At 67.1% G+C, this 19,250-nt stretch carries 19 protein-coding genes; 13 read left to right on the plus strand and 6 right to left on the minus strand.

Going from position 1 to position 19,250, the window contains the following annotated elements:
• Positions 1–4 precede the first annotated feature (4 nt).
• Entirely contained in the window at positions 5–1,030 is a 1,026-nt protein-coding gene (locus tag IEY58_RS09850; RefSeq protein ID WP_189045079.1) for a 4-hydroxyproline epimerase, read from the minus strand.
• Positions 1,030–1,944, minus strand: a complete 915-nt coding sequence (locus IEY58_RS09855; RefSeq protein ID WP_189045081.1) for a dihydrodipicolinate synthase family protein — start codon at positions 1,942–1,944, stop codon at positions 1,030–1,032. Before IEY58_RS09855 ends, IEY58_RS09850 begins: the two co-directional genes overlap by 1 nt.
• Before the next feature lie 149 nt (positions 1,945–2,093).
• On the opposite strand from IEY58_RS09855, the gene IEY58_RS09860 reads away from it, so the two are divergent.
• From IEY58_RS09860 to IEY58_RS09890, 7 genes are all read left to right on the plus strand, one after another.
• The gene (locus IEY58_RS09860; RefSeq protein WP_229743620.1) at positions 2,094–2,804 is read left to right on the plus strand and encodes a GntR family transcriptional regulator; all 711 of its coding nucleotides are present in this window, start codon (positions 2,094–2,096) and stop codon (positions 2,802–2,804) included.
• 64 nt (positions 2,805–2,868) lie between these two features.
• Entirely contained in the window at positions 2,869–4,107 is a 1,239-nt protein-coding gene (locus tag IEY58_RS09865) for a metal-dependent hydrolase family protein (RefSeq protein ID WP_189045085.1), read from the plus strand.
• A gap of 10 nt (positions 4,108–4,117) precedes the next feature.
• Positions 4,118–4,942 (plus strand): ABC transporter permease, encoded by an 825-nt coding sequence (locus IEY58_RS09870; protein ID WP_189045087.1) that lies wholly within the window; start codon positions 4,118–4,120, stop codon positions 4,940–4,942.
• A gap of 4 nt (positions 4,943–4,946) precedes the next feature.
• Positions 4,947–6,005, plus strand: coding sequence for an ABC transporter ATP-binding protein (locus IEY58_RS09875; RefSeq protein ID WP_189045089.1), 1,059 nt, complete (start codon positions 4,947–4,949; stop codon positions 6,003–6,005).
• Positions 6,006–6,067: 62 nt separating this feature from the next.
• Positions 6,068–7,120 carry an extracellular solute-binding protein gene (locus tag IEY58_RS09880; RefSeq protein WP_189045091.1) on the plus strand — a complete coding sequence of 351 codons (1,053 nt, stop codon included), beginning with the start codon at positions 6,068–6,070 and terminating at the stop codon, positions 7,118–7,120.
• Positions 7,121–7,128: 8 nt separating this feature from the next.
• Positions 7,129–8,028, plus strand: coding sequence for an ABC transporter permease (locus tag IEY58_RS09885; RefSeq protein WP_229743621.1), 900 nt, complete (start codon positions 7,129–7,131; stop codon positions 8,026–8,028).
• 125 nt (positions 8,029–8,153) lie between these two features.
• Positions 8,154–8,693, plus strand: a complete 540-nt coding sequence (locus IEY58_RS09890; RefSeq protein WP_189045093.1) for a GNAT family N-acetyltransferase — start codon at positions 8,154–8,156, stop codon at positions 8,691–8,693.
• On the opposite strand, the gene IEY58_RS09895 is transcribed toward IEY58_RS09890, so the two are convergent.
• Entirely contained in the window at positions 8,675–9,079 is a 405-nt protein-coding gene (locus IEY58_RS09895; protein ID WP_189045095.1) for a hypothetical protein, read from the minus strand. The genes IEY58_RS09890 and IEY58_RS09895 overlap by 19 nt on opposite strands.
• 122 nt (positions 9,080–9,201) lie before the next feature.
• Here IEY58_RS09895 and IEY58_RS09900 point away from each other — a divergent pair, with 122 nt between their 5' ends.
• The 3 genes from IEY58_RS09900 to IEY58_RS09910 all read left to right on the plus strand — a co-directional run bounded on the left by IEY58_RS09900 (position 9,202) and on the right by IEY58_RS09910 (position 12,443).
• The gene (locus IEY58_RS09900; RefSeq protein WP_189045097.1) at positions 9,202–9,720 is read left to right on the plus strand and encodes a DUF1003 domain-containing protein; all 519 of its coding nucleotides are present in this window, start codon (positions 9,202–9,204) and stop codon (positions 9,718–9,720) included.
• 95 nt (positions 9,721–9,815) lie between these two features.
• Positions 9,816–10,301, plus strand: coding sequence for a hypothetical protein (locus IEY58_RS09905; protein ID WP_189045099.1), 486 nt, complete (start codon positions 9,816–9,818; stop codon positions 10,299–10,301).
• A gap of 189 nt (positions 10,302–10,490) precedes the next feature.
• Positions 10,491–12,443, plus strand: coding sequence for a PAS domain-containing sensor histidine kinase (locus IEY58_RS09910; RefSeq protein WP_189045101.1), 1,953 nt, complete (start codon positions 10,491–10,493; stop codon positions 12,441–12,443).
• Positions 12,444–12,447: 4 nt separating this feature from the next.
• On the opposite strand, the gene IEY58_RS09915 is transcribed toward IEY58_RS09910, so the two are convergent.
• Both IEY58_RS09915 and IEY58_RS09920 read right to left on the minus strand, forming a co-directional pair.
• On the minus strand, positions 12,448–12,684 hold the full coding sequence (locus IEY58_RS09915; RefSeq protein WP_189045103.1) for a DUF3126 family protein: 237 nt from the start codon (positions 12,682–12,684) through the stop codon (positions 12,448–12,450).
• Between the two features lie 121 nt (positions 12,685–12,805).
• Positions 12,806–14,290 carry a S10 family peptidase gene (locus IEY58_RS09920; RefSeq protein WP_229743622.1) on the minus strand — a complete coding sequence of 495 codons (1,485 nt, stop codon included), beginning with the start codon at positions 14,288–14,290 and terminating at the stop codon, positions 12,806–12,808.
• A 262-nt stretch (positions 14,291–14,552) separates the two neighbouring features.
• Here IEY58_RS09920 and serA point away from each other — a divergent pair, with 262 nt between their 5' ends.
• Entirely contained in the window at positions 14,553–15,794 is a 1,242-nt protein-coding gene (gene serA / locus IEY58_RS09925) for a phosphoglycerate dehydrogenase (RefSeq protein ID WP_189045107.1), read from the plus strand.
• Positions 15,795–15,845: 51 nt separating this feature from the next.
• Here serA and IEY58_RS09930 read toward each other — a convergent pair whose 3' ends face one another.
• Positions 15,846–16,418, minus strand: coding sequence for a hypothetical protein (locus IEY58_RS09930; RefSeq protein WP_189045109.1), 573 nt, complete (start codon positions 16,416–16,418; stop codon positions 15,846–15,848).
• 190 nt (positions 16,419–16,608) lie between these two features.
• On the opposite strand from IEY58_RS09930, the gene IEY58_RS09935 reads away from it, so the two are divergent.
• Both IEY58_RS09935 and IEY58_RS09940 read left to right on the plus strand, forming a co-directional pair.
• On the plus strand, positions 16,609–16,803 hold the full coding sequence (locus IEY58_RS09935; RefSeq protein ID WP_189045111.1) for a hypothetical protein: 195 nt from the start codon (positions 16,609–16,611) through the stop codon (positions 16,801–16,803).
• Positions 16,804–16,853: 50 nt separating this feature from the next.
• Positions 16,854–19,217, plus strand: a complete 2,364-nt coding sequence (locus IEY58_RS09940) for a putative bifunctional diguanylate cyclase/phosphodiesterase (RefSeq protein WP_189045113.1) — start codon at positions 16,854–16,856, stop codon at positions 19,215–19,217.
• Positions 19,218–19,250 lie beyond the last annotated feature (33 nt).

Genomic DNA, 19,250 nt, shown 5'->3' on the forward strand with positions numbered 1-19,250 from the left:
CAACTCAGGCGAGCTGGAAGCCGCCGGCAAGCGGATCGCGGCTGTCGACGAAGATCGTATTGAGCCCGTGCTGCCGCGCCCAGCCGGCGATGCTGGGCACGATCGCATCCGTCGTGCCGATCCGGTCGGCGGCCTCGACCCGGCCTTCGAACAGCGTGCCGATGATGCTCTCGTGGATGAAGTCCTGGCCGACCGCGAGACGGCCGCGTGCCACCAACTGCGCCATGCGGGCTGAAGTGCCGGTGCCGCACGGCGAGCGGTCGATCGCCTTGTCGCCATAGAACACCGCATTGCGGGCATGGGCGCGGGCGTTCTGCGGCTTGTCGGTCCATTGTACGTGGCCGACGCCGCGGATCGTCGGGTCGAGTGGATGGACCGCGTCGAACGCCCGGTTGACCGCGGCGCGCACGCGCGGGCTCAGGCTCACGATCTTGCCTGCGCCGAGCGCATCGATGCCGGCGTAATTCTTCTGCGGCTCGACGATCGCATAGAAATTGCCGCCATAGGCGATGTCGACCACGAGCTCGCCCAGCCCCTCGACCTCGATCTTGAGGTCGGCGGCGGCGAGGAACGACGGCACGTTGCGGATGCGCACGCTGTCGATATGGGCGCCGTCGCGCACATAGGTCGCGGTCACGGGACCGGCGGGCGCGTCGAGCCGGAGCGTGCCTTCGACGGCCGGCGTCACGAGGCCGTTCTCGAGCGCCATGGTGACCGTGCCGATCGTGCCGTGGCCGCACATGGGCAGGCAGCCCGAGACCTCGATGAACAGGATCGCGATGTCGCAATCCGCCCGCGTCGGCGGATAGAGGATCGAGCCGGACATGACGTCATGGCCGCGCGGCTCGAACATCAGCGCGCGCCGGACCCAGTCGAAGCGGGCCAGGAAATCCTGGCGCCGCTCGCTCATGGTCGCCCCCTTGAGCAGGGGGCCGCCGCCCGTGACCAGGCGGACCGGGTTGCCGCAGGTGTGGCCGTCGATGCACGAGAATGTGTGCCGGCCTTCCGGCACGCCGCCGAAGGTCGGCATCAGGCGATCTCCGCGATCCGGGCCCTCGTTTCGAGCGCCGTCTTCATCAGGCCCTCGACCAAGGCGCGCTCGGCACCTTCCAGCATCAGGCGCGGCGGGCGGGTCCGCTCGGAGCCGCGGCCCATGATCTGCTCGCACAGCTTGATGCATTGCACGAGGTCGGCGCGGGCATCCAGGTGCAGGAGCGGCATCAGCCAGCGATAGAGCGGCATCGCCTGCTGGGCACGGCCCTCGCGCACCATGGTGAAGAGCCGGTGGCACTCGACCGGGAAGACGTTGGACAGACCCGAGATCCAGCCGACGGCGCCCAAGGTGCCGGTCTCGAGGATCACGTCGTCCAAGCCGCAGAACAGCTGGAACCGGTCGCCGATCAGGTTCTGCAGATCGACGAAGCGGCGCGTGTCGCCCGAGGATTCCTTGATCGCGACGATCGTGTCGACGTCGGTCAGCTGCTGGACCATTGCCGGCGTCACGTCGTTCCGATAGGCCGGCGGGTTGTTGTAGATCATGATCGGCAGGTCGGAGACGGCGGCGACGCTCTTGAAGAAGGCGACGATCTCGCGCGGGCTCGCCGAATAGACCATCGGCGGCATCAGCATGAGCCCATCCGCGCCGAGCTTCTCGACGTCGCGGGCATAGGTCTCGGCTGCCTTCGTCGAATTCTCCGCGACGCCGGTGATGACCGGCACCTTGCCGGCCGCCGCCTCCTTGATGGCCGCCACGACCTCGCGCTTCTCGCCGGCGGTCAGTGCCGAGTTCTCGCCGACCGAGCCGCAGGCGATGAGCCCGTCGATGCCGTCCGCGACAAGAGCGCGCACGACCTTCTGGGTCGCCGCGAAATCGATGCTGTCATCGGCATGGAACTGGGTCGTGACCGCCGGGAAAACGCCCGTCCAAGTGACCTGCTTCGCCATGATCTCTGGTCCTGGTGTTGGATTGGATAAAGGCGTATCGCATATTTTATCCAATCTTACAATCCGTCGATCGACCTGTTATGGTGCCATCGTCGATCGGCGGAACGGCCGGCATAACGAACGTGGGCGCAACGAACGAGGGGAGCGGTGTGGCTGTAACGGCGACGGTTTCACGGGCGCAGGTGTCCCGGGCGCGCGGCGGGACGCTGAAGCGGCAGACGGTGACGGAGGCCGCGGCCGAGGCGATCCGCGAGCGCATCCTCGCCGGCGACTATGCCGAGGGCGAGAGCCTGCGCCAGGACGCGCTCGCGGCCGAACTGGGCGTCAGCCGCATCCCGATCCGCGAGGCGTTCCGGCAGCTCGAGGCCGAGGGGCTGGTGACGCTGCACGCTCATCGCGGCGCCGTGGTCTCGGCCCTGTCCTTGGACGAGATCGCCGAGCTGTTCGACCTTCGGGCGCTTCTGGAGCCCGACCTCTTGGCGCGCGCGATCCCGAACATGACGGAGGGCGACCTCGCCGCGGCGGAACGGATCCTGCAGAGCTACGAGAATGCGCTCAACGACGCCGACGTCCATGCCTGGGGCGAGATGAATTCCGAATTCCATCTGACGCTCTATCGGCCGGCCGGCCGCAGCCGCTCGCTGGGCATGGTCCAGAGTTTGCTTGGCAATACCGATCGCTACACGCGGCTGCAGCTGGTGCTGACCAGCGGCGTCGAGCGCGCCCGGGCCGAACATGCCCAATTGTTGAAACTCTGCCGGCAGCGCAATGCTCAGGAAGCGGGCGATCTAGTGCGCCGGCATGTGCACAGCGCCGGCGAGGATCTGCTGGCGTTCCTGCGGCAGCATCGTCCTGGCTAGCGAGGACATACGGCCGAATTCACGAAGACGAACTCACGAAGACAGGCGAGGGAGCTCGGGAAGTATGAGTGGCATTCTGTTCACCGGCGGCCGGTTTCTCGATGTGCGCGCAGGCGTGGTGAAGGACGGCATCGACCTGCTGGTCGAGGGCGACCGGATCAAGGAAGTGAGCGACACGCCGATCAAGGCCGCGACGGCCCGGCGGGTCGATCTCGGCGGCAAGGTGCTGATGCCGGGCCTGATCGACGCCCATATCCATATCTTCCTGTCGGAAGTGAACATCCAGCACCTGGCGGGCGTGCCGCTGACGCTGCTTGCCGCCAAGGCGGGCGTGATGATGCGCAACATGCTGATGCGCGGCTTCACGACCGTGCGCGACACCGGCGGCGGCGACTGGGGCATGCAGGTTGCCTCCGAGACCGGCCTGGTCGAAGGGCCGCGTCTCTTCATCTCGGGCCAGGCGATCAGCCAGACCGGTGGTCACGGCGATTTCCGGAACCGGACCCAGACCGAGATCGAATGCGGCTGCTGCTCGGGCCTGACATACACGACGCGCATCGTGGACGGCGTGCCGGAGATGATCCGTGCCGTGCGCGACGAGCTGAGAAAAGGTGCTAACCAGATCAAGATCATGGTCTCGGGCGGCGTCGCCTCGCAGTCCGATCCGCTCGACAGCCTGCAGTTCCGCCTGGACGAGATCGCGGCCGCGACCGAAGAGGCGCGGAATTGGGGCTCCTATGTCTGCGCCCATGCCTATTCGGCCGAGGCGGTGAAGCGCGCCGTCGGCCAGGGCGTGCGCTCGATCGAGCACGGCAACCTGATCGACCAGGAAGCCGTCGACCTGATGAAGGAAAAAGGCGCCTTCCTGGTGCCGACGCTCGTCGCCTATGACGCGATGCGCCGGCGCGGCCGGGACTTCGGCTTGACCGAATACAGCCTCGCCAAGAACGAGGTCGTGCTCGAGGCCGGCTTGCGCTCGCTCGACATGTGCCGCAAGACCGGTGTGCCGATCTGCTACGGCAGCGACCTCCTGGGTCAGCTGCAGGACGACCAGTCGCGCGAGTTCCTGATCCGCAGCGAGGTCATGCCGGCCACCGAGGTCATCCAGTCGGCGACGGTCGTCAATGCCCGCCTGCTGCAGCGCGAGGGGCAGCTGGGCGAGCTCGTGCCCGGCGCCTATGCCGACCTGCTCGTGGTCGATGGCGACCCGACCCGGGACCTCAGCCTGTTCCAGGACCAGGGTGCCCATATCCCGGCCATCATGAAGGCCGGCCGTTTCTACAAGAACGCGCTCGGCGCCTGAGGATCGCCGGATGGTCCCGGGCAAGCGCTTGGGCGAACGGCTCGGACGGCTGGCCTATGGTGCCGCCGTCTGGGGCGGGTTCGGCTTCCTCATCGTGCCGATCCTGCTTGTGCTGTGGCTCAGCTTCTTCTCGAACGAGATCCTGACGCTGCCGCCGGATGGCTATTCGCTGCGCTGGTACACAGGCCTGCTGGGCAAGCAGGATTTCGTCGACGGCTTCCTCCTCAGCCTGGAGGTGGCGCTGCTCGCGACCGCGGCCGGGCTCGCCGTCAGCCTGCCGGCGAGCCTCGTACTCGTGCGGGCGCGTTTCGCCGGACGCGAGGTGCTGCTCAACTTCCTGATGGCGCCGCTCATCGTGCCGGCGATCGTCATCGGTGCGGCGCTCTACATCTTCTTCATTCAGATCGAGATCGTGACGGACATCCCGCTCGCGGGCTCGCTGCCGGGCCTGGTCGGCGCGCATGTCCTCCTGACCATCCCCTGGTGCATCCGGCTCCTGACCGCGAACCTGGTCGGCCTCGATCCGGCGATCGAGGAGGCTGCCGCGAGCCTGGGCGCGCACGGCTGGACCGTCATCCGGAAGGTGACCCTGCCGCTCGTCTGGCCGGGTCTTGTCGCAGCGGCGCTCTTCGCGTTCGTCGTCAGCTTCGGCAACCTCGAAATCTCGCTGTTCCTGGTGGCGCCCGGCGAGACGACCCTGCCGATCGCGATCCTGCAGTATCTTGAATGGAAGCTCGACCCGACGATCGCCGCCGTCTCCACCCTGCAGGTCCTGCTGATCGGGGCGGGGCTGGTGGCGACCGATCGGATGGTCGGCCTGGCAAGGGTGGTCTAGAGAAATGCCCGCACTGATTCTCGATCGTCTGACCAAGCTCTACGGCACCCACGCCGCGGTGGAATCGCTCTCGCTCACGGTCGATGACGGCGAGTTCCTGGTGCTGCTGGGGCCGTCCGGCTGCGGCAAGACCACGACGCTCCGCATGATTGCGGGCTTCGTCGAAGCGAGCGACGGCCGCGTCTCGCTTGGCGGCCGAGACATCACCCAGGAACCGCCGCATCGGCGCAACATCGGCGTCGTGTTCCAGAACTACGCGCTGTTCCCGCATCTCTCGGTGTTCGAGAACGTCGCCTTCGGGCTTCGGCGGCGCAAGCGCCCGGAAGCGGAGATCAAGGAGCGCGTGACGCGCGCTCTGGGCCTGGTTCGGCTCGAGAGCTTCGCCGAGCGGATGCCGAAGCAGATGTCGGGCGGCCAGCAGCAGCGCGTCGCGATCGCCCGCGCGCTGGTGATCGAGCCGGACATCCTTTTGCTGGACGAGCCGCTCTCGGCCCTCGACGCCAAGCTCAGGCACGAGGTGCGCCAGGAGCTGAAGGCGCTGCAGCGGCTGCTCGGCATCGCGACCATCCTCGTCACCCACGACCAGGACGAGGCGATGAGCCTCGGCGACCGGCTCGTGGTGATGAACGCCGGCAAGGTCGAGCAGATCGGCACGCCCCAGGCGCTCTATCGCCGGCCGGCGAGCCGCTTCGTCGCGGGCTTCATCGGCCGCGGCAATTTTCTCGAAGGTTCGGGCCAGGGACGGCAGTTCACGACGAACAACGGCTGGACGCTCGAGGCCGAACGCTCGTTCGACGGGGTCCAGACCCTGATGCTGCGGCCGGAGGCGCTCGCCATGGCGGCCGCAGCCGGGCCGGGACGCGTGCCGGCGCGCGTGTCGCTGGTGACCTATCTGGGGCCGATCGCGGAAGTGGCGTTGGACTTGCCGGGCGGCGATCGCCTGCTGGTCGAGCAAGCGAGCGGCGGCTGGCTCGATCGGACGGCGCCGGGCCAGGATGTCTGGGTCGAGATCCCGCCCGACGCGATCATCGGCCTTGATGCCGACGGTCTCGCCAGGGCCTGAGCAAACGAGAAACTAAATAACCGACAAAGAACGCGAAACCTTACGGCTGGGGAGTGCTGATCATGACGGGGAACATTACGCGGCGTCGTTTCGTGCAAGGGCTGGGAGCAGGGGCCGCAGTCGCCGGCCTGGCACCCAGGACCGGGCTGATCGGACAGGCGGAGGCGGCTGGCGGGCAGGTGATCGTCGGCACCTGGGGCGGCGACTACCAGAACCTGATGGATCAATACATCGCCAAGCCGCTCATGGGCCCGACCGGCTACCAGATCGTCTTCGACACAGGCATGGACACGGCGCGCAAGACCAAGCTCCTGGCCGAGAAGCCGTTGCCGCGCGGCTCGATGGACGTGGTGGCGCTGACCCATTCGGGCAGCTACGAGATGTGGAAGAACGGCACGCTCCTGGAGCTCGACACCAAGAAGATCCCGAATGCCGTCCACATCCTGGACAAGCTCAAGACCCCCTATGCGGTGCCGCACATCTATACCGGCCGCGTCATCCTCTATAACCCGAAGTACGTGAAGGAGAAGCCGACCAGCTACAACGACCTGTGGAACCCGGCCTATAACGGCAAGGTCGGCGTCATCGACATCCAATACCAGACGACGATCGAATCGGCCGCCATGATCGCCGGCGGCTCGCTGTCGAACTACGAGCCGGGAAAGGCGAAGCTGCTCGAGCTCAAGAAGCAGGGCGTCAAGATCTACCCGACCAACGAGGCCATGGCGTCGGCGCTCAAGACCGAAGAGGTCTGGATGTGCATCATGTGGAAGGCGCGCGGCGTCATGTGGCAGAACGCCGGCATCCCGATCGAGATGGCCAATCCCAAGGAAGGGATCGTGCTCTATGTCTCGGACCAGGTCGTCGCCAAGAACGCGCGCAACAAGGACGGCGCCTATGCCTGGGTGAACGCGCTGCTCGATCCGTCGGCCCAGGTCCAGTTCGCCCGCGGCATGGGCTACAACCCGACCGTCAGCAATGTCGAGATCCCGGCCGACCTGAAGGCACGCATCGATTTCCCGCCTGACGTCATCTACCTGGCGCAAGACCAGGACTATCTCGCCAAGAACGACGCGGCGCTCAAGGACTGGTGGGACAAGGAATTCAAGGCCTGAGCGGCGCCATGGCGGACGTTGCGGCCCCAGAGCAGCGGGGCTTCTGGCAGCGCGGCTTCGGGCGGCGCAGTTTCTGGCAGCGGACGGGGGCGATGGCCCCCGCGAGCCTGCTCGTGCTCGTCTTCCTGGCCCTGCCGATGCTGTTGATGCTGCGCTTCAGCTTCAACCGCTTCATCCCCGGCCAGTTCATGGTCGAGGCGACGACGCCGGAGAACTACCTGAAGCTCGCGACCGATCCCTATTACCGCCATGTATTGGCCTTGACGCTGACCGTTTCGGTGAGCGTCACGCTGCTGGCGCTCGTCATCGGCTGGCCGGTGGCGCAGTTCCTGGCGCGCACCCAGAGCCGGCACAAGGGGCTCATGCTGCTGGCCGTGGTCCTGCCGCTCTTCGTCGGCAACGCGGTGAGGGCCGCCGGCTGGATGGTCGCGTTCGGCCGGGAGGGGCTGGTCAACGGCTTGCTCCAGGCCCTGGGCCTGATCGACGCGCCGCTCGACATCATGTTCACGCCGACCGCCGTTATTATCGGCATCGTCTCGGTCAACCTCTCCTATGTCGTGCTCACGCTCTCGAGCGTGATCGAGGGGATCGACCGCAGGGCCGAGGAGGCGGCGCTGAGCCTGGGGGCGACGCCGTTCGAGACCTGGCGGCTCGTGACCCTGCCGATGGCGCTGCCCGGGTTACTCGCCGCCGGCGTGCTTTCCTTCATCCTGTCGATGAATGCCTACGCAACGCCGGTCCTGCTCGGTGGCCCGAGCTTCCAGATGATGGCGCCGGTCGTGGCCGACCAGGTGCTGCAGCGCGCGAACTGGCCGTTCGGCGCCAGCCTCGGCTTCGTCCTGATGCTTGTCACCCTGTCGCTGACCGCCAGCATGAACTGGCTCGTCGGGCGGCGATATGGGCGATAGCGTCGAAAAAGGGATTGCTCAGTGCACCGTCAAGCCCGGCCATGACGAATGAAGATGAGCAGTTGGCATGAACTGCGCTGCAGAGGCATGATCGGAAAAAGCAAATAGAAGAACGATTTGTGAAGATGCCCTCTACCATTCTCGAAACCGAACGTCTGATCCTGCGCGAACTTGCCGTCGACGACGCGCCGTTCATTCTGACGCTGCTCAACGACCCGTCCTGGCTGCGCTTCATCGGCGACAAGGGCGTGCGCACGCTCGACGATGCGCGCGCCTATATCGAGCGCGGTCCGAAGGCGATGTATGCGCGGGAGGGTTTCGGCCTGTGGCTGACGGCGCTCAAGGTCGACGACACGCCAATCGGCCTCTGTGGCCTGATCAAGCGCGACACGCTGGAAGACGTCGATATCGGCTTTGCGTACCTGCCTGCCTATGTCGGGCAAGGTCTTGCCTATGAGGCTGCGGCGGCAACGCTCGCTCATGGCCGCGACCGCGTCGGCCTCGATCGCATCGTCGCGATCACCGCGATCGACAATATCCGCTCGATCCGCCTCTTGGAGCGGATCGGCCTTACCTTCGTGCGGCGCATTCCTTTCCCGCCCGACGGCGAGGAAGTGAACCTGTTCGGCGTCGTCTTCCAGCCGGTTCAGCGCAGTGCGTTGTGAATGAGGAAGGCCGCGAAATCGGCCGGCTTCAGCTTGGGGGCGACAAGCTCGGCCGATCCTTCGAGCGCGCGCGTCACGACGATGTGGTTCTCGACCTGGGCGGGCGTCACCTTGAAGATGCCGCGGACGCCCTTGATCTTGGGATAGAGCGCCGGGTCGATCATCTTGACCTTGCCGGCCAGCTTCTCGATCGCCGCCTCGTCGCTCAAGCCATCGGCCGGCGCCTGTTTCACCAGCGTCCAGCCCGGAAAGCCGGCCCAGCCGGCGGCGGCGAGCGCCTTTGGGTCCTCGTCGGTCACGCCGACCTTGTAGACATGCTTTGACAGGCCGACGTCCGAGGCCCAGTCGCTGAGGCTCGCGCTGCGCGCGACATATATCGTTGCCATGGACGCCATTCTCAGCCGGATCGGGCGGGGCGGTCAACCGCCGGCCGTGGTCGAACACCGGCTGTATCTTCGCACAAACCCGCTACACTCGCCCGACGCCTACCCGATTCGGAGAGGACACGATGCTCGAACAGCTCATTCATCCGCTGCAGGTCGAAGAGATGCGCCTGCTGCTGCGGCTGCGCGAGACGCGGCGGCGGCGGCGTCAGACGGAGCCTGGCAACGGCCTGACGCTGGGCGAGCGCGTGTCCGATGCAGTGGCGTCGACGGTCGGGTCCTGGCGCTTCATCATCGTGCAGAGCATCATTCTCGCGATCTGGATGCTGCTGAACGTCACGGCCTATGTCGAGCATTGGGACCCGTACCCGTTCATCCTGCTCAATCTGGTGCTGTCGTTCCAGGCGGCCTACACGGCGCCGGTCATCATGATGAGCCAGAACCGCCAGGCCGAGATCGACCGGCGCTCGGCGCAGCACGACTACGACATCAACATCAAGTCCGAACTGGAGATCGAGCTGCTGCACCAGAAGCTCGACATGCTGCGCGAGAAGGAATTCGCCGACCTGATCACGATCATCCGCGGGCTCGAAGGGCAGCTGGCGCAGACGCAAAAGGCGCTCCTGCTGCTGAGCAACAAATAGATGCCGCGCAAGCGGGCCGCCGAACGAGTGCCTCGCCATTGCGGCTGGGGATCGCAACCTTTCGTTAGCCATGATTCAGCTAGGCTCCGCCGATCATGAGCGATCCGACCCCTCAGGAACGGGCCGACTATCTGGTGCGCCGGCTGGAGCAATTCATCCGCGACGGCCGCACCGTGCGTGGCGTGTCGTTCCGGGACTGGCAGGCGATGGCGCGGGCCGAGTTCGAGAATGCCTTCACCGAGGTCGAGCAGCGCAAGCGCGAGATCCGGCAGGATGTGAAGCTACGCCGGCTGCTGCTGGTTGCGTCATCGACGCTCGTCACCATCGGCTTCTGGGGCGGGGTCATGGCGCTCGATCATGATCGCGGCTGGATCGCGGCCCTGATCATGCTCGCGTCGGGCACGATCCTGCTGGGCGTCGCCAGCGATTTCAGCATTCGCCGGTTGTGGGGCCGCAGGGTCGTCGAGCAGCGTCGCGCGCGCTTCGAGCGGATCGAGAGCTTCGACCGGCAACTCCGCCAGCTTGAGACGGAAATCCACCTGAAGCTGAAGCGGGCCGAAGCCAAGGCCAGGGCAGGTTGAGGGGCGGGCCGAGATGAGCGCCGCGTCTTCGGGCGAACCATCCTTAAGGTTGGCTTCACGGCCGAGGCCTAGCGTGTCGCGGTGAGCATCGATTCGCGACCCGCCGAAGGCACGAGCATGTATCTTTATCGCGATGCGACCGAGTTTGCCGCCGCAGAGCCTCCTGTCGCCGAACCGGGGACGGCGTCGTTGCCGGCCCTGATCCTCAAGGCCTATGAGGACGCGGCGTCCGGCGGCGTCCTGGTGATCGGTACGGACCGCCGCATTCTCTCGCGCAACCGGCGGTTTCTCGACATGTGGCGCCTGCCGGAGGCAAGTGCCGCGGAGGGTGCGTTCTGGGCCCTGCTCTCCGGCATGGGCGGGCTCGTGTCGGATCCTGCCGTCGTGCTCGACCGGCTGCGCGATCCGCGCGCGTTCTGCGACGAGGCGGGCCGTCTCGACGGGCAGGTCTTTCGCCTGATCGACGGGCGCACGCTCGAAATCGCCGGCCGCAGCCTCTGCGGCACGGCGGACGAGGCGATCGGCTGGGTCTGGTATTTTCGTGAGCTCGAGCGCGAGGCCCGGCTTGCCGCAGCCCTGCGCAAGGCGTCGGCATCGGAGCGCAAGGCGATCCGGAACGAGGCGCGGCTGCGTGACGCGATCGAGACGATCCCCGGCGGCTTCGTGCTGTTCGACGCCGAGGAGCGCTTCGTCGTGTGCAACGAGGCCTATCGGGCCATGTGGCCGGGCGCCGCGCATCTGCTTGTCCCCGGCACACCGTTCGTCGAGATCCTGCACGGCCTCTGGGACGCCGGCTTCCGGGGCGGCCCCTCGAACCGGGAAGACTGGATCGCCGATCGGCTGGAGCGTTTCCGCAATCCGGGCGGCGCCTACGAGCAACGGCGGAGCAACGGCGGCTGGTTGCTGGTCGACGAGCGGATCACGGCCGAAGGCGGCGTCGCCGGCATCCGCGTCGACATCACCGATCTCAAGCGCCGCGAAGCGCAACTACAGGCGCTCAACGATGCGCTCGCCCAGCGCGAGGCGCAGCTGCGCCATCTCTGCGGCAACATCCCCGGCATCGTGCTGCAGATGCGTGTTCAGGTCGACGGCAGCGTCGCCGTGCCGTTCATCAGCGACCATGTGGAAGACCTCTGCGGCCTGTCGCCCGCGGCGGTCATGGCCGACCCCATGCGGCTGTTCCGCGCCATTCACCGCGAGGATCGCCAGGCGCTGACCGCGGCGTCCCGAACAGCGTCACGGGAGGCGGCACCCTGGCGCAGCTCGTTCCGGGTGGTGCACGCCGAAAGCGGCGCCGTCACCTGGCTGCGGGGCGGCTTCGTGCCGACGCCCTCGCCGGACGGCTCCATCCTCTGGGACGGCGTCATGGTCGACGTCACGCTCCTGAAGGCGCACGAGGAGGAACTGTCCCGCGCGATCGACCGGGCGGAGCTGGCGAACCGCGCGAAGACAGAGTTCCTGGCCAACATGAGCCACGAGCTCAGGACGCCCTTGAACGCCATCATCGGCTTTTCGGAGATCATGCTGTCGGAGCTGTTCGGCCCGCTCGGGCAGCAGCGCTACGTCGACTATGCCCGCGACATGCATGCGAGCGGCCAGCATCTGCTTGCCATCATCAACGCGCTGCTTGACGTCGCCAAGATCGAGGCGGGGCAGATGGAGCTCGACGAGCGCGCCATGTCGGTACGGGCGCTGGTCGAGGATTGCCTGCCGTTCGTGCGCGAAAAGGCGACGGAGCGTGGCATCGAGCTCGCCGTCGCGGTGCCGGACGACCTGCCGAGACTGAGCCTCGATCCCGTGCGCATGCGCCAGGTCTTGCTCAACGTGCTCTCGAACGCGGTAAAATTCACCGAGCCCGGCGGCACGATCGCCGTTGCCGCCGACCGGACCGCCGGCGGTGGCTTGGCGCTTCGCGTCGCCGATACGGGGATCGGCATGACGGCCGAGGAGGTCGCGGTAGCGCTCCAGCCGTTCCGCCAGGTCGATCGCGCCTTGTCCCGGCGCTATGAAGGCACAGGACTCGGCCTGCCCCTGGCGCAGCGGCTGGCCGAGCTGCACGGCGGCCGGCTCGAAATCGACAGCGTACCGGGCGAGGGGACCAGGGTCACGATCCTGATCCCGCCGGAACGGGTGCTCGGCTGACGCCTCAGCGGCGCGTCGGCGCCGCCGGGGCCGGCGGCAGATCTTCCTCGAGGATCGTCATGTGCAGCGCCCAGGAGACCTCGCCGTCCTCCTCGTCGCGATGCAGGACGCCGATGAACTCGTCGCCGATGCGCACTTCCACGGGCGCGCCGCGCTTCGCCGGCGGATCGATGCAGATGCGCTTGTTGTCGAAAGTCCGCCGCAGATAGTCCTGCACGCGGGCGATGTCGGTCGGAGTCATGGGCCTTGTCCTTGTATGAAACGGCCGGTCCTATAACATTTGGGGAGTGCCCCTGGCCTCGGCCAATGCCGGGACCCTCGCCCGCGCGGCAGGCACGGCTCGAGAGCCGCAGGGCCCAGGGTCAGTTGCCGGTCACGAGCGCGCGGAAATCGGTCATGAGCGCGTCGAACGAGGGCTCGTGCACATACATCATGTGCCCGGCGTCGTAATAGCGCATGGTGACGCGCGCCGCGTCGATGCCGTTGCCGGCGATTGTGTTCTCGGCGGCGAAGAACGGCGTTGCCAGGTCGTAGAGGCCGTTGGCCATCAACACCCGGACACCGGCATTCTCGCGCTGAATGCGCCCCAGCTCCGGCGCCACGTTGACGTAGCCGGGCCAGCTCGGCTGGTTCTCGTTGCGCGGCCCGTGCCAGTCCCATTTGGTGAGCGCCACCCGGTTGAACACGGCATAGGGCCGGTCCATCTCGACAGCGAGCGTCCGGTCGAGATAGTCGTTGATCGCCGAGACATAGGCGCTGTCGATCGCATAGGCCGACGGATCATTGTCCGGCAGCTCGCCGACCTGGTCGTAGTCGCGCCCCTGATAGCGCGTGTCGAAACGCCCGAGCACGATGCCGCGCTCGCGCAGCAGCTCCTTGCGGAAGCGCGCGGGGTCGATGCGCAGGTTCGAGCGATCGAGCCAGGCCTCGTCGAGGCCCGAATAGCGCGCGAGCTTCTTCAGCACGCGCTTGCGCTTCGCCGGCTCGAGCCGGCTGCCGGCGAGCAGCGCCGGCGCATATTCCTCGATCGCGAAGCGCCGGACCTCGTCGAGCAGCCGGGCGCGCTCCTCAGGTGGCTCAGCGATCAGGCCGTAGTGATGGGCGGTCGCGGCATAGGTCGGCAGGTAGCTGACGTCGGGCAGCGTGTTGCCCTTCTCGAAGCGCGCGGTGTGGAAATCGAGGATGACCGAGATGAGCGCCAAGCCGTTGAAGGCGACGCCGGCGAGCCCGCCCTGCAGCTTGCCGGCGACCGCGACCGCCCGGGTCGTGCCATAGCTCTCGCCCGCGAGATAGCGCGGCGAGGCCCAGCGCTTGTTCTCGGTCAGCCAGCGCTTGATGAAATCGGCGATGATGCCGGCATCCGCATCGAGGCCCCAGGCCTCCTCGGGCTTGACCTCGCCGAGCGGCCGGCTGAAGCCGGTGCCGACCGGGTCGATGAACACGAGGTCGGTCTCGTCGAGCGGGCAATGCGGGTTGTCGACGATCTCGTAGGGCCCGACTCCGGCGCCGGTGCCGTCGCCCGGCACGACGATCCGGCGGGGACCGAAGGCACCCATATGCAGCCAGAGCGAGGCCGAGCCGGGCCCGCCGTTGAACAGGAACGTGACCGGGCGCTTGGCCGGATCAACCATGCCGTCCCGCACATAGGCGAAGGTGAAAAGGCTCGCGCGCGGCTTGCCGTCGCCGTCGACAAGATGCGTCTCGCCGGCTGTCACCGTGTACCCGAGCTTCGTGCCGCGGAACGTGCCCTCATGCATGGTCACGAACCGCCTGGGCGCCGGCGGGGGCTCCTTGTCCTGCTTCGTGCCGTCCTTTCCGTCGCCAGCGGTCTTCTTGTCCGTGCCCACTCGGTCGGTGCCATCGAGTGGAAGCGAATGCGCAAACGAGCGATCGTCGGGAAACGGCATGTGACGGACAGTCCTTCGTCGTCCTGGAGGTGGGAGCCGTGGAGCTTGCTCCCGTCCCACGGGTGGACACAAGCGCCAACCCATCCCGCACCGCAGCGGAGCCTTGCGCCTGTTTCATTTGAGTTGCGGCCGGGAGAATGCGGATACTCGCAGACGCTCAGGCCAGCAATTCCGGGTTTCCTCCATCGCAACGGGACGTTCCATGACCAAACTGTCGCTCGCCAAGGACAAGATCCGCGTTCTGCTGCTCGAAGGCGTCCATGATTCTGCCATCCAGACCCTGGCGGCGAGCGGCTACACCAACGTCAAGCGGTTGCCGAAGGCGCTCGACGAGGCGGATCTGCTCGAGAAGATCAAAGGCGTCCATCTCCTCGGCATCCGGTCGCGGACCCAGATCACCGACCGGGTGCTGGCGGCGGCGGACCGGCTGGTGACGCTCGGCTGTTTCTGCATCGGCACCAACCAGGTCGACCTGCCGGCGGCGCGCCGGCGCGGCATCCCGGTGTTCAACGCGCCGTTCTCCAACACGCGCAGCGTCGCCGAGCTGGTGATGGGCGAGATCGTCATGCTGATGCGCGGCATCCTGCCCAAGAGTGCCGCCGCTCATCGCGGCGAATGGATCAAGTCGGCCGCCAACAGCTGGGAGGTGAGGGGCAAGACGCTCGGCATCGTCGGCTACGGCAACATCGGCGCGCAGCTGGGCATCGTGGCCGAGGCCTTCGGCATGCGGGTCGTTTACTACGACCACACCGACAAGCTGCCGCTCGGCAATGCCAGGCCGGTGCCCAGCCTCGCGGCGCTGCTCGGCGAGGCCGAGGTGGTCTCGCTTCACGTGCCGGAGACGGCCGAGACGGCCGGGATGATCGGCGCCGCCGAGATCCAGGCGATGCGCAAGGGCTCGTTTCTGATCAATGCCTCGCGCGGCACGGTTGTCGATTTGGCGGCTGCGGCCAAGGCGCTCAAGAGCGGGCATCTCCTGGGCGGCGCCTTCGACGTGTTCCCGGTCGAGCCCGCCGGCGCCGACGAGGAGTTCGCCTCGCCGCTCCGCGGCCTACCGAACGTGATCCTGACCCCGCACATCGGCGGCAGCACCGCCGAGGCGCAGGAGCGGATCGGCGTCGAGGTCGCCCGCAAGCTCGCCGACTACAGCGACGTCGGCTCGAGCCTGGGCGCTGTCAACTTTCCTCAGACGCAGCTGCCTGTGCGTCCGGCCGGCACGCGCTTCCTGCACATCCACCAGAACGTGCCGGGCTTGCTTGCCCAGCTGGTCGAGGTCTTCTCGCAGAGGGGCGCCAACATCACCGGGCAGTACCTGCAGACGCAGGGCGAGATCGGCTACTCGGTGGTTGACGCGGAAGGCGATCTCGACACCGGCGAAATCCTGGAGGCGCTGCGCGCCATTCCCGGCACGATCCGCGCCCGGTTCCTGTTCGAACGGCACTGAAGCCGGTCGAGACGACGGCGCGGCCCCGGATGAGGCCGCGCCGCTTTCTCGCTACCCGCGCCGTCGATTGCGGAACGCTTCGAACGCGTCCTCGCGGTCGCCCAAACCCTTGGCGACCATCGCGCGCATGAGGTTGTCGCCGAGCCGGGCGGCGCCCACGAGCACGTCCGCCGCGACCCCCATCGTCTGGGCCAAGAGACCCGCGCGGACCGCGGGCTCGGCTGAATCGAACACGGCACGGCATTTCACGATCGACAGGCCCTCGACCAGGTCCTGCTCGCCCGCCTCGACCAGAATGTTCCGCGCCGCCTCGTAGGCGACGAAATCGAGCATGCCGGGCTCGAGCCGCTCGACCTTGAGCAGCACCTGCTCGGCCGCGGCTCGGTCGAGCCGCGGCGCGCGCGTGTAGGCCGGCGCCTGCTTCAGGCGCGGATAGAGGTCGAGGCGCTTGGCGTCGGCGCGTTTCGCCCATTCCGCCTCGGTCATGAGGCGCGCTTCCGGGAACTCCGTCTCGGCACCGCTTGGCGACGAGCAATAGACGATGCCGTCCTCGACCTCGTCGACGAAATAGCGCCGGCCGTCGCTCGTGTAGGCGGTGGCGCCGATGCGGAACTTCGAAGCCATGGGCGGGACCCTTTCGGAACTAGGCGGGCGGCGTCTGGGCGGCCCGCCACCATCGCCGTCGATCCTTCGGGTGTTTTTGTTACGGCAGCAAGAGGAACTATCGGACAGAATCATGACGAATGACCGTGCCGGGGTGATGAGAACGCTAAGTGTTAACGCTATGTTGATCCCTTCTACGTTGAATGATCTCATGATCGCTCGCCCCATCCTCCACGGCTGCCTGCTGTCGATGCTCGCCTTCCCGGCGATGGCGGCGGTGCCTGGGGAGTTGGATACCACATCGGCTGACTCCGACCGGTCCTGCCGGCCGTTCGACGCGGGCAAGCTGCTGGCGACTGGCGGCGGGCTCCCGACTTGGTCGGCCGTTCGTCCGACCGTGCCGTGAGGAAACTCGGGTTGTCCCGGTTAGGCCTCTCGCGATCGATCCGGAGCAAGATGCTTCTGGCCTTCCTCGGCCTGAGCACCATCACTGGCGGGCTCGGCATCTGGGGCGCGAGCGAGATCCGCCGGGTCGGGGTGCTCGGCATCGAGACCTATGACCGGCCGCTGATGGCGATCAGCTACGCGCGCGCGGCGAACACGACCTTCGAGCAGCTGAACAATCCGGCGCTTGCCGGCAAGATCACCACGGCTGACACCGATGGCCCGGGAAAGAGCTTCTTCGACGACCTGGATGCAGCCGAGACGCGCGCCTCGTCGCCCGACGCCGTGGCGGAGGTCCGCCACGTGCGGGTCCTGGCGAAGGCCTGGCTCGCGCTCAAGAAGGAAGCGAACCCCGACGCCGACGCGCTGCTGCGGCAATCCAACGAGCTCAGGGCCGCCTTCGACACGCTGATCGAGCAGATGGCCGCCGATGGTCTCGCCAATCGCCAGACGACAAGCGCCGTCGCCGGGCTCGCGCACCAGATGAGCCTCATGCTGACGGCGCTCGCCGTCGCCATCTCCCTGCTGCTCGCCGTCCTGTTGTCGCGCCGCATCGTGCGGCCGCTGTCCTCGGCGGCTGCCGTGGCCGACCGCATCGCCGGCGGCGACTTCGACGCGCGCATTCCCGAAGGCGGCAACGACGAGGCGGGTGCGCTTCTGGGCTCGATGACGGCGATGCAGCAGCGCATCCGCGAGATGGTCGCCAAGGAGAAGTCGCAGCGGCGCTTCGCCGAGGGGCGCCTGGTCGAGGCGCTCGAATCTTCGACCGAAGCGATGATGCTGCTGAACCGGCACGGCGTCATCCTGGTGTGCAACAGCCGGGTCGAGGAGCTGCTGGGCCACGCGGGTTCCGGGGTGAAGGACGGCGACATTTTTCTCGAGGCGGTCGTCGGGGGTGACCGGGACCGGGCGGCCGTGCTCTGCACGCCGGGCGAGCAGCGCCTCGCCGATGGGCGCTGGCTCAAGATCAGCCGTGAGGAGACGGTTGACGGCAATGCCTTCCTGATCTGGAGCGATATCACCCAGCAGAAGGAGAACGAGCGAAAACTCGAGACGGCGGCCTACGAGGATCCGCTGACCGAGGTCAACAACCGCATCTTCTTCCTGCAGCGGCTCGACGCCCTGCCGTCCGACGCGCTGCGCGCGGTCGTCGTGGTGAACGTCGACCGCTTCCGCCGTTTCAACAATGCCTACGGCACGCGGATCGCCGACCGGATCCTGATCGAGATCGCGCGGTTCCTGAAGGGCCTGATCGGGCCGGACGAGATCTGCGCGCGTATCGGTGCCGACGAGTTCGCCCTGCTGCTGGATGCGGCCGACCCGGCGCGCGTCAGGCGGGCAATCGACACGCTCGCCGCTGCCTTCCCGATGGCGCTTGCGATCGACGAACGGGCGATCCCGGTCCACGCCAGCGTCGGTTTCGCGCTGAGCGGGCCCGAGGCGGGCACGCCGCAGGAGCTGCTGGCGTCGGCGCGTGCCGCGCACGAGCAGGCGAAGCGCGCCGGTGGCGGCCGGATCAAATTCTTCGATGCGGCGCTGCGCGAGGAGAGCCGGAGCCGGCTGCGCATCGAGACCGATCTGCCCGACGCGATCCGCAACCGCGACATTCTGCTCAATTATCAGCCGCTCATCGACCTCAATACGGGACGGCTCAGCGGCTTCGAGGCGCTGGCGCGCTGGATGCATCCCGAGCTGGGCCAGATCCCACCGGGCCGGTTCATCCCGATCGCGGAGGAGACGCGGGCCATCCTCGATCTTGGAAAATACGTGCTCGACGCCGCCGCCGCCCAGGCGAAGTGCTGGGTCGACCGGGTGCCGCGAACCGATCGCTTCACCGTCGCCGTCAACATGTCGCCGCGGCAGATCGCTGATCCGAACAACGCCCAGGAGATCCTTGAATTTCTTGATCGGGATCCGGATGCGGCGCGGCTGCTCAAGATCGAGGTGACCGAGGGTGTGCTGCTCGACGACCCAGTCGGCATGGTCAAGCTGCTCAAGGACTTTAAGAACCGCGGGGTCGAGCTGTCGCTCGACGATTTCGGCACGGGCTTTTCGTCGCTGAGCTATCTCCACCGTTTCCCGTTCGACGTGCTGAAGATCGACCGCTCCTTCGTGATCGAGATCGTCGACAACCCCGACGCGCTGCGCCTGGTGCAGACGATCATCGAGCTCGGGCAGGACCTGGGCCTCGAACTGGTGGCGGAAGGCGTCGAGACGGCGGAACAGGCGAAGATCCTGCGCGCGCTCGGCTGCGACATCGGCCAAGGCTATTATTTCTCCCGCCCGATCGATCTCGAGACCGCCACCCTGCTGCTCGACGAAGGACGTGACTGGACGCTTTACGACCAGGACCAACGACGCTTCGCCGCGTCATAATCCTCCAGCATTCCGCTGCGGATGCGCTAGCAT

It is taken from the genome of Aliidongia dinghuensis (assembly GCF_014643535.1).
GTDB classification, from domain to species: Bacteria; Pseudomonadota; Alphaproteobacteria; order ATCC43930; family CGMCC-115725; genus Aliidongia; species Aliidongia dinghuensis.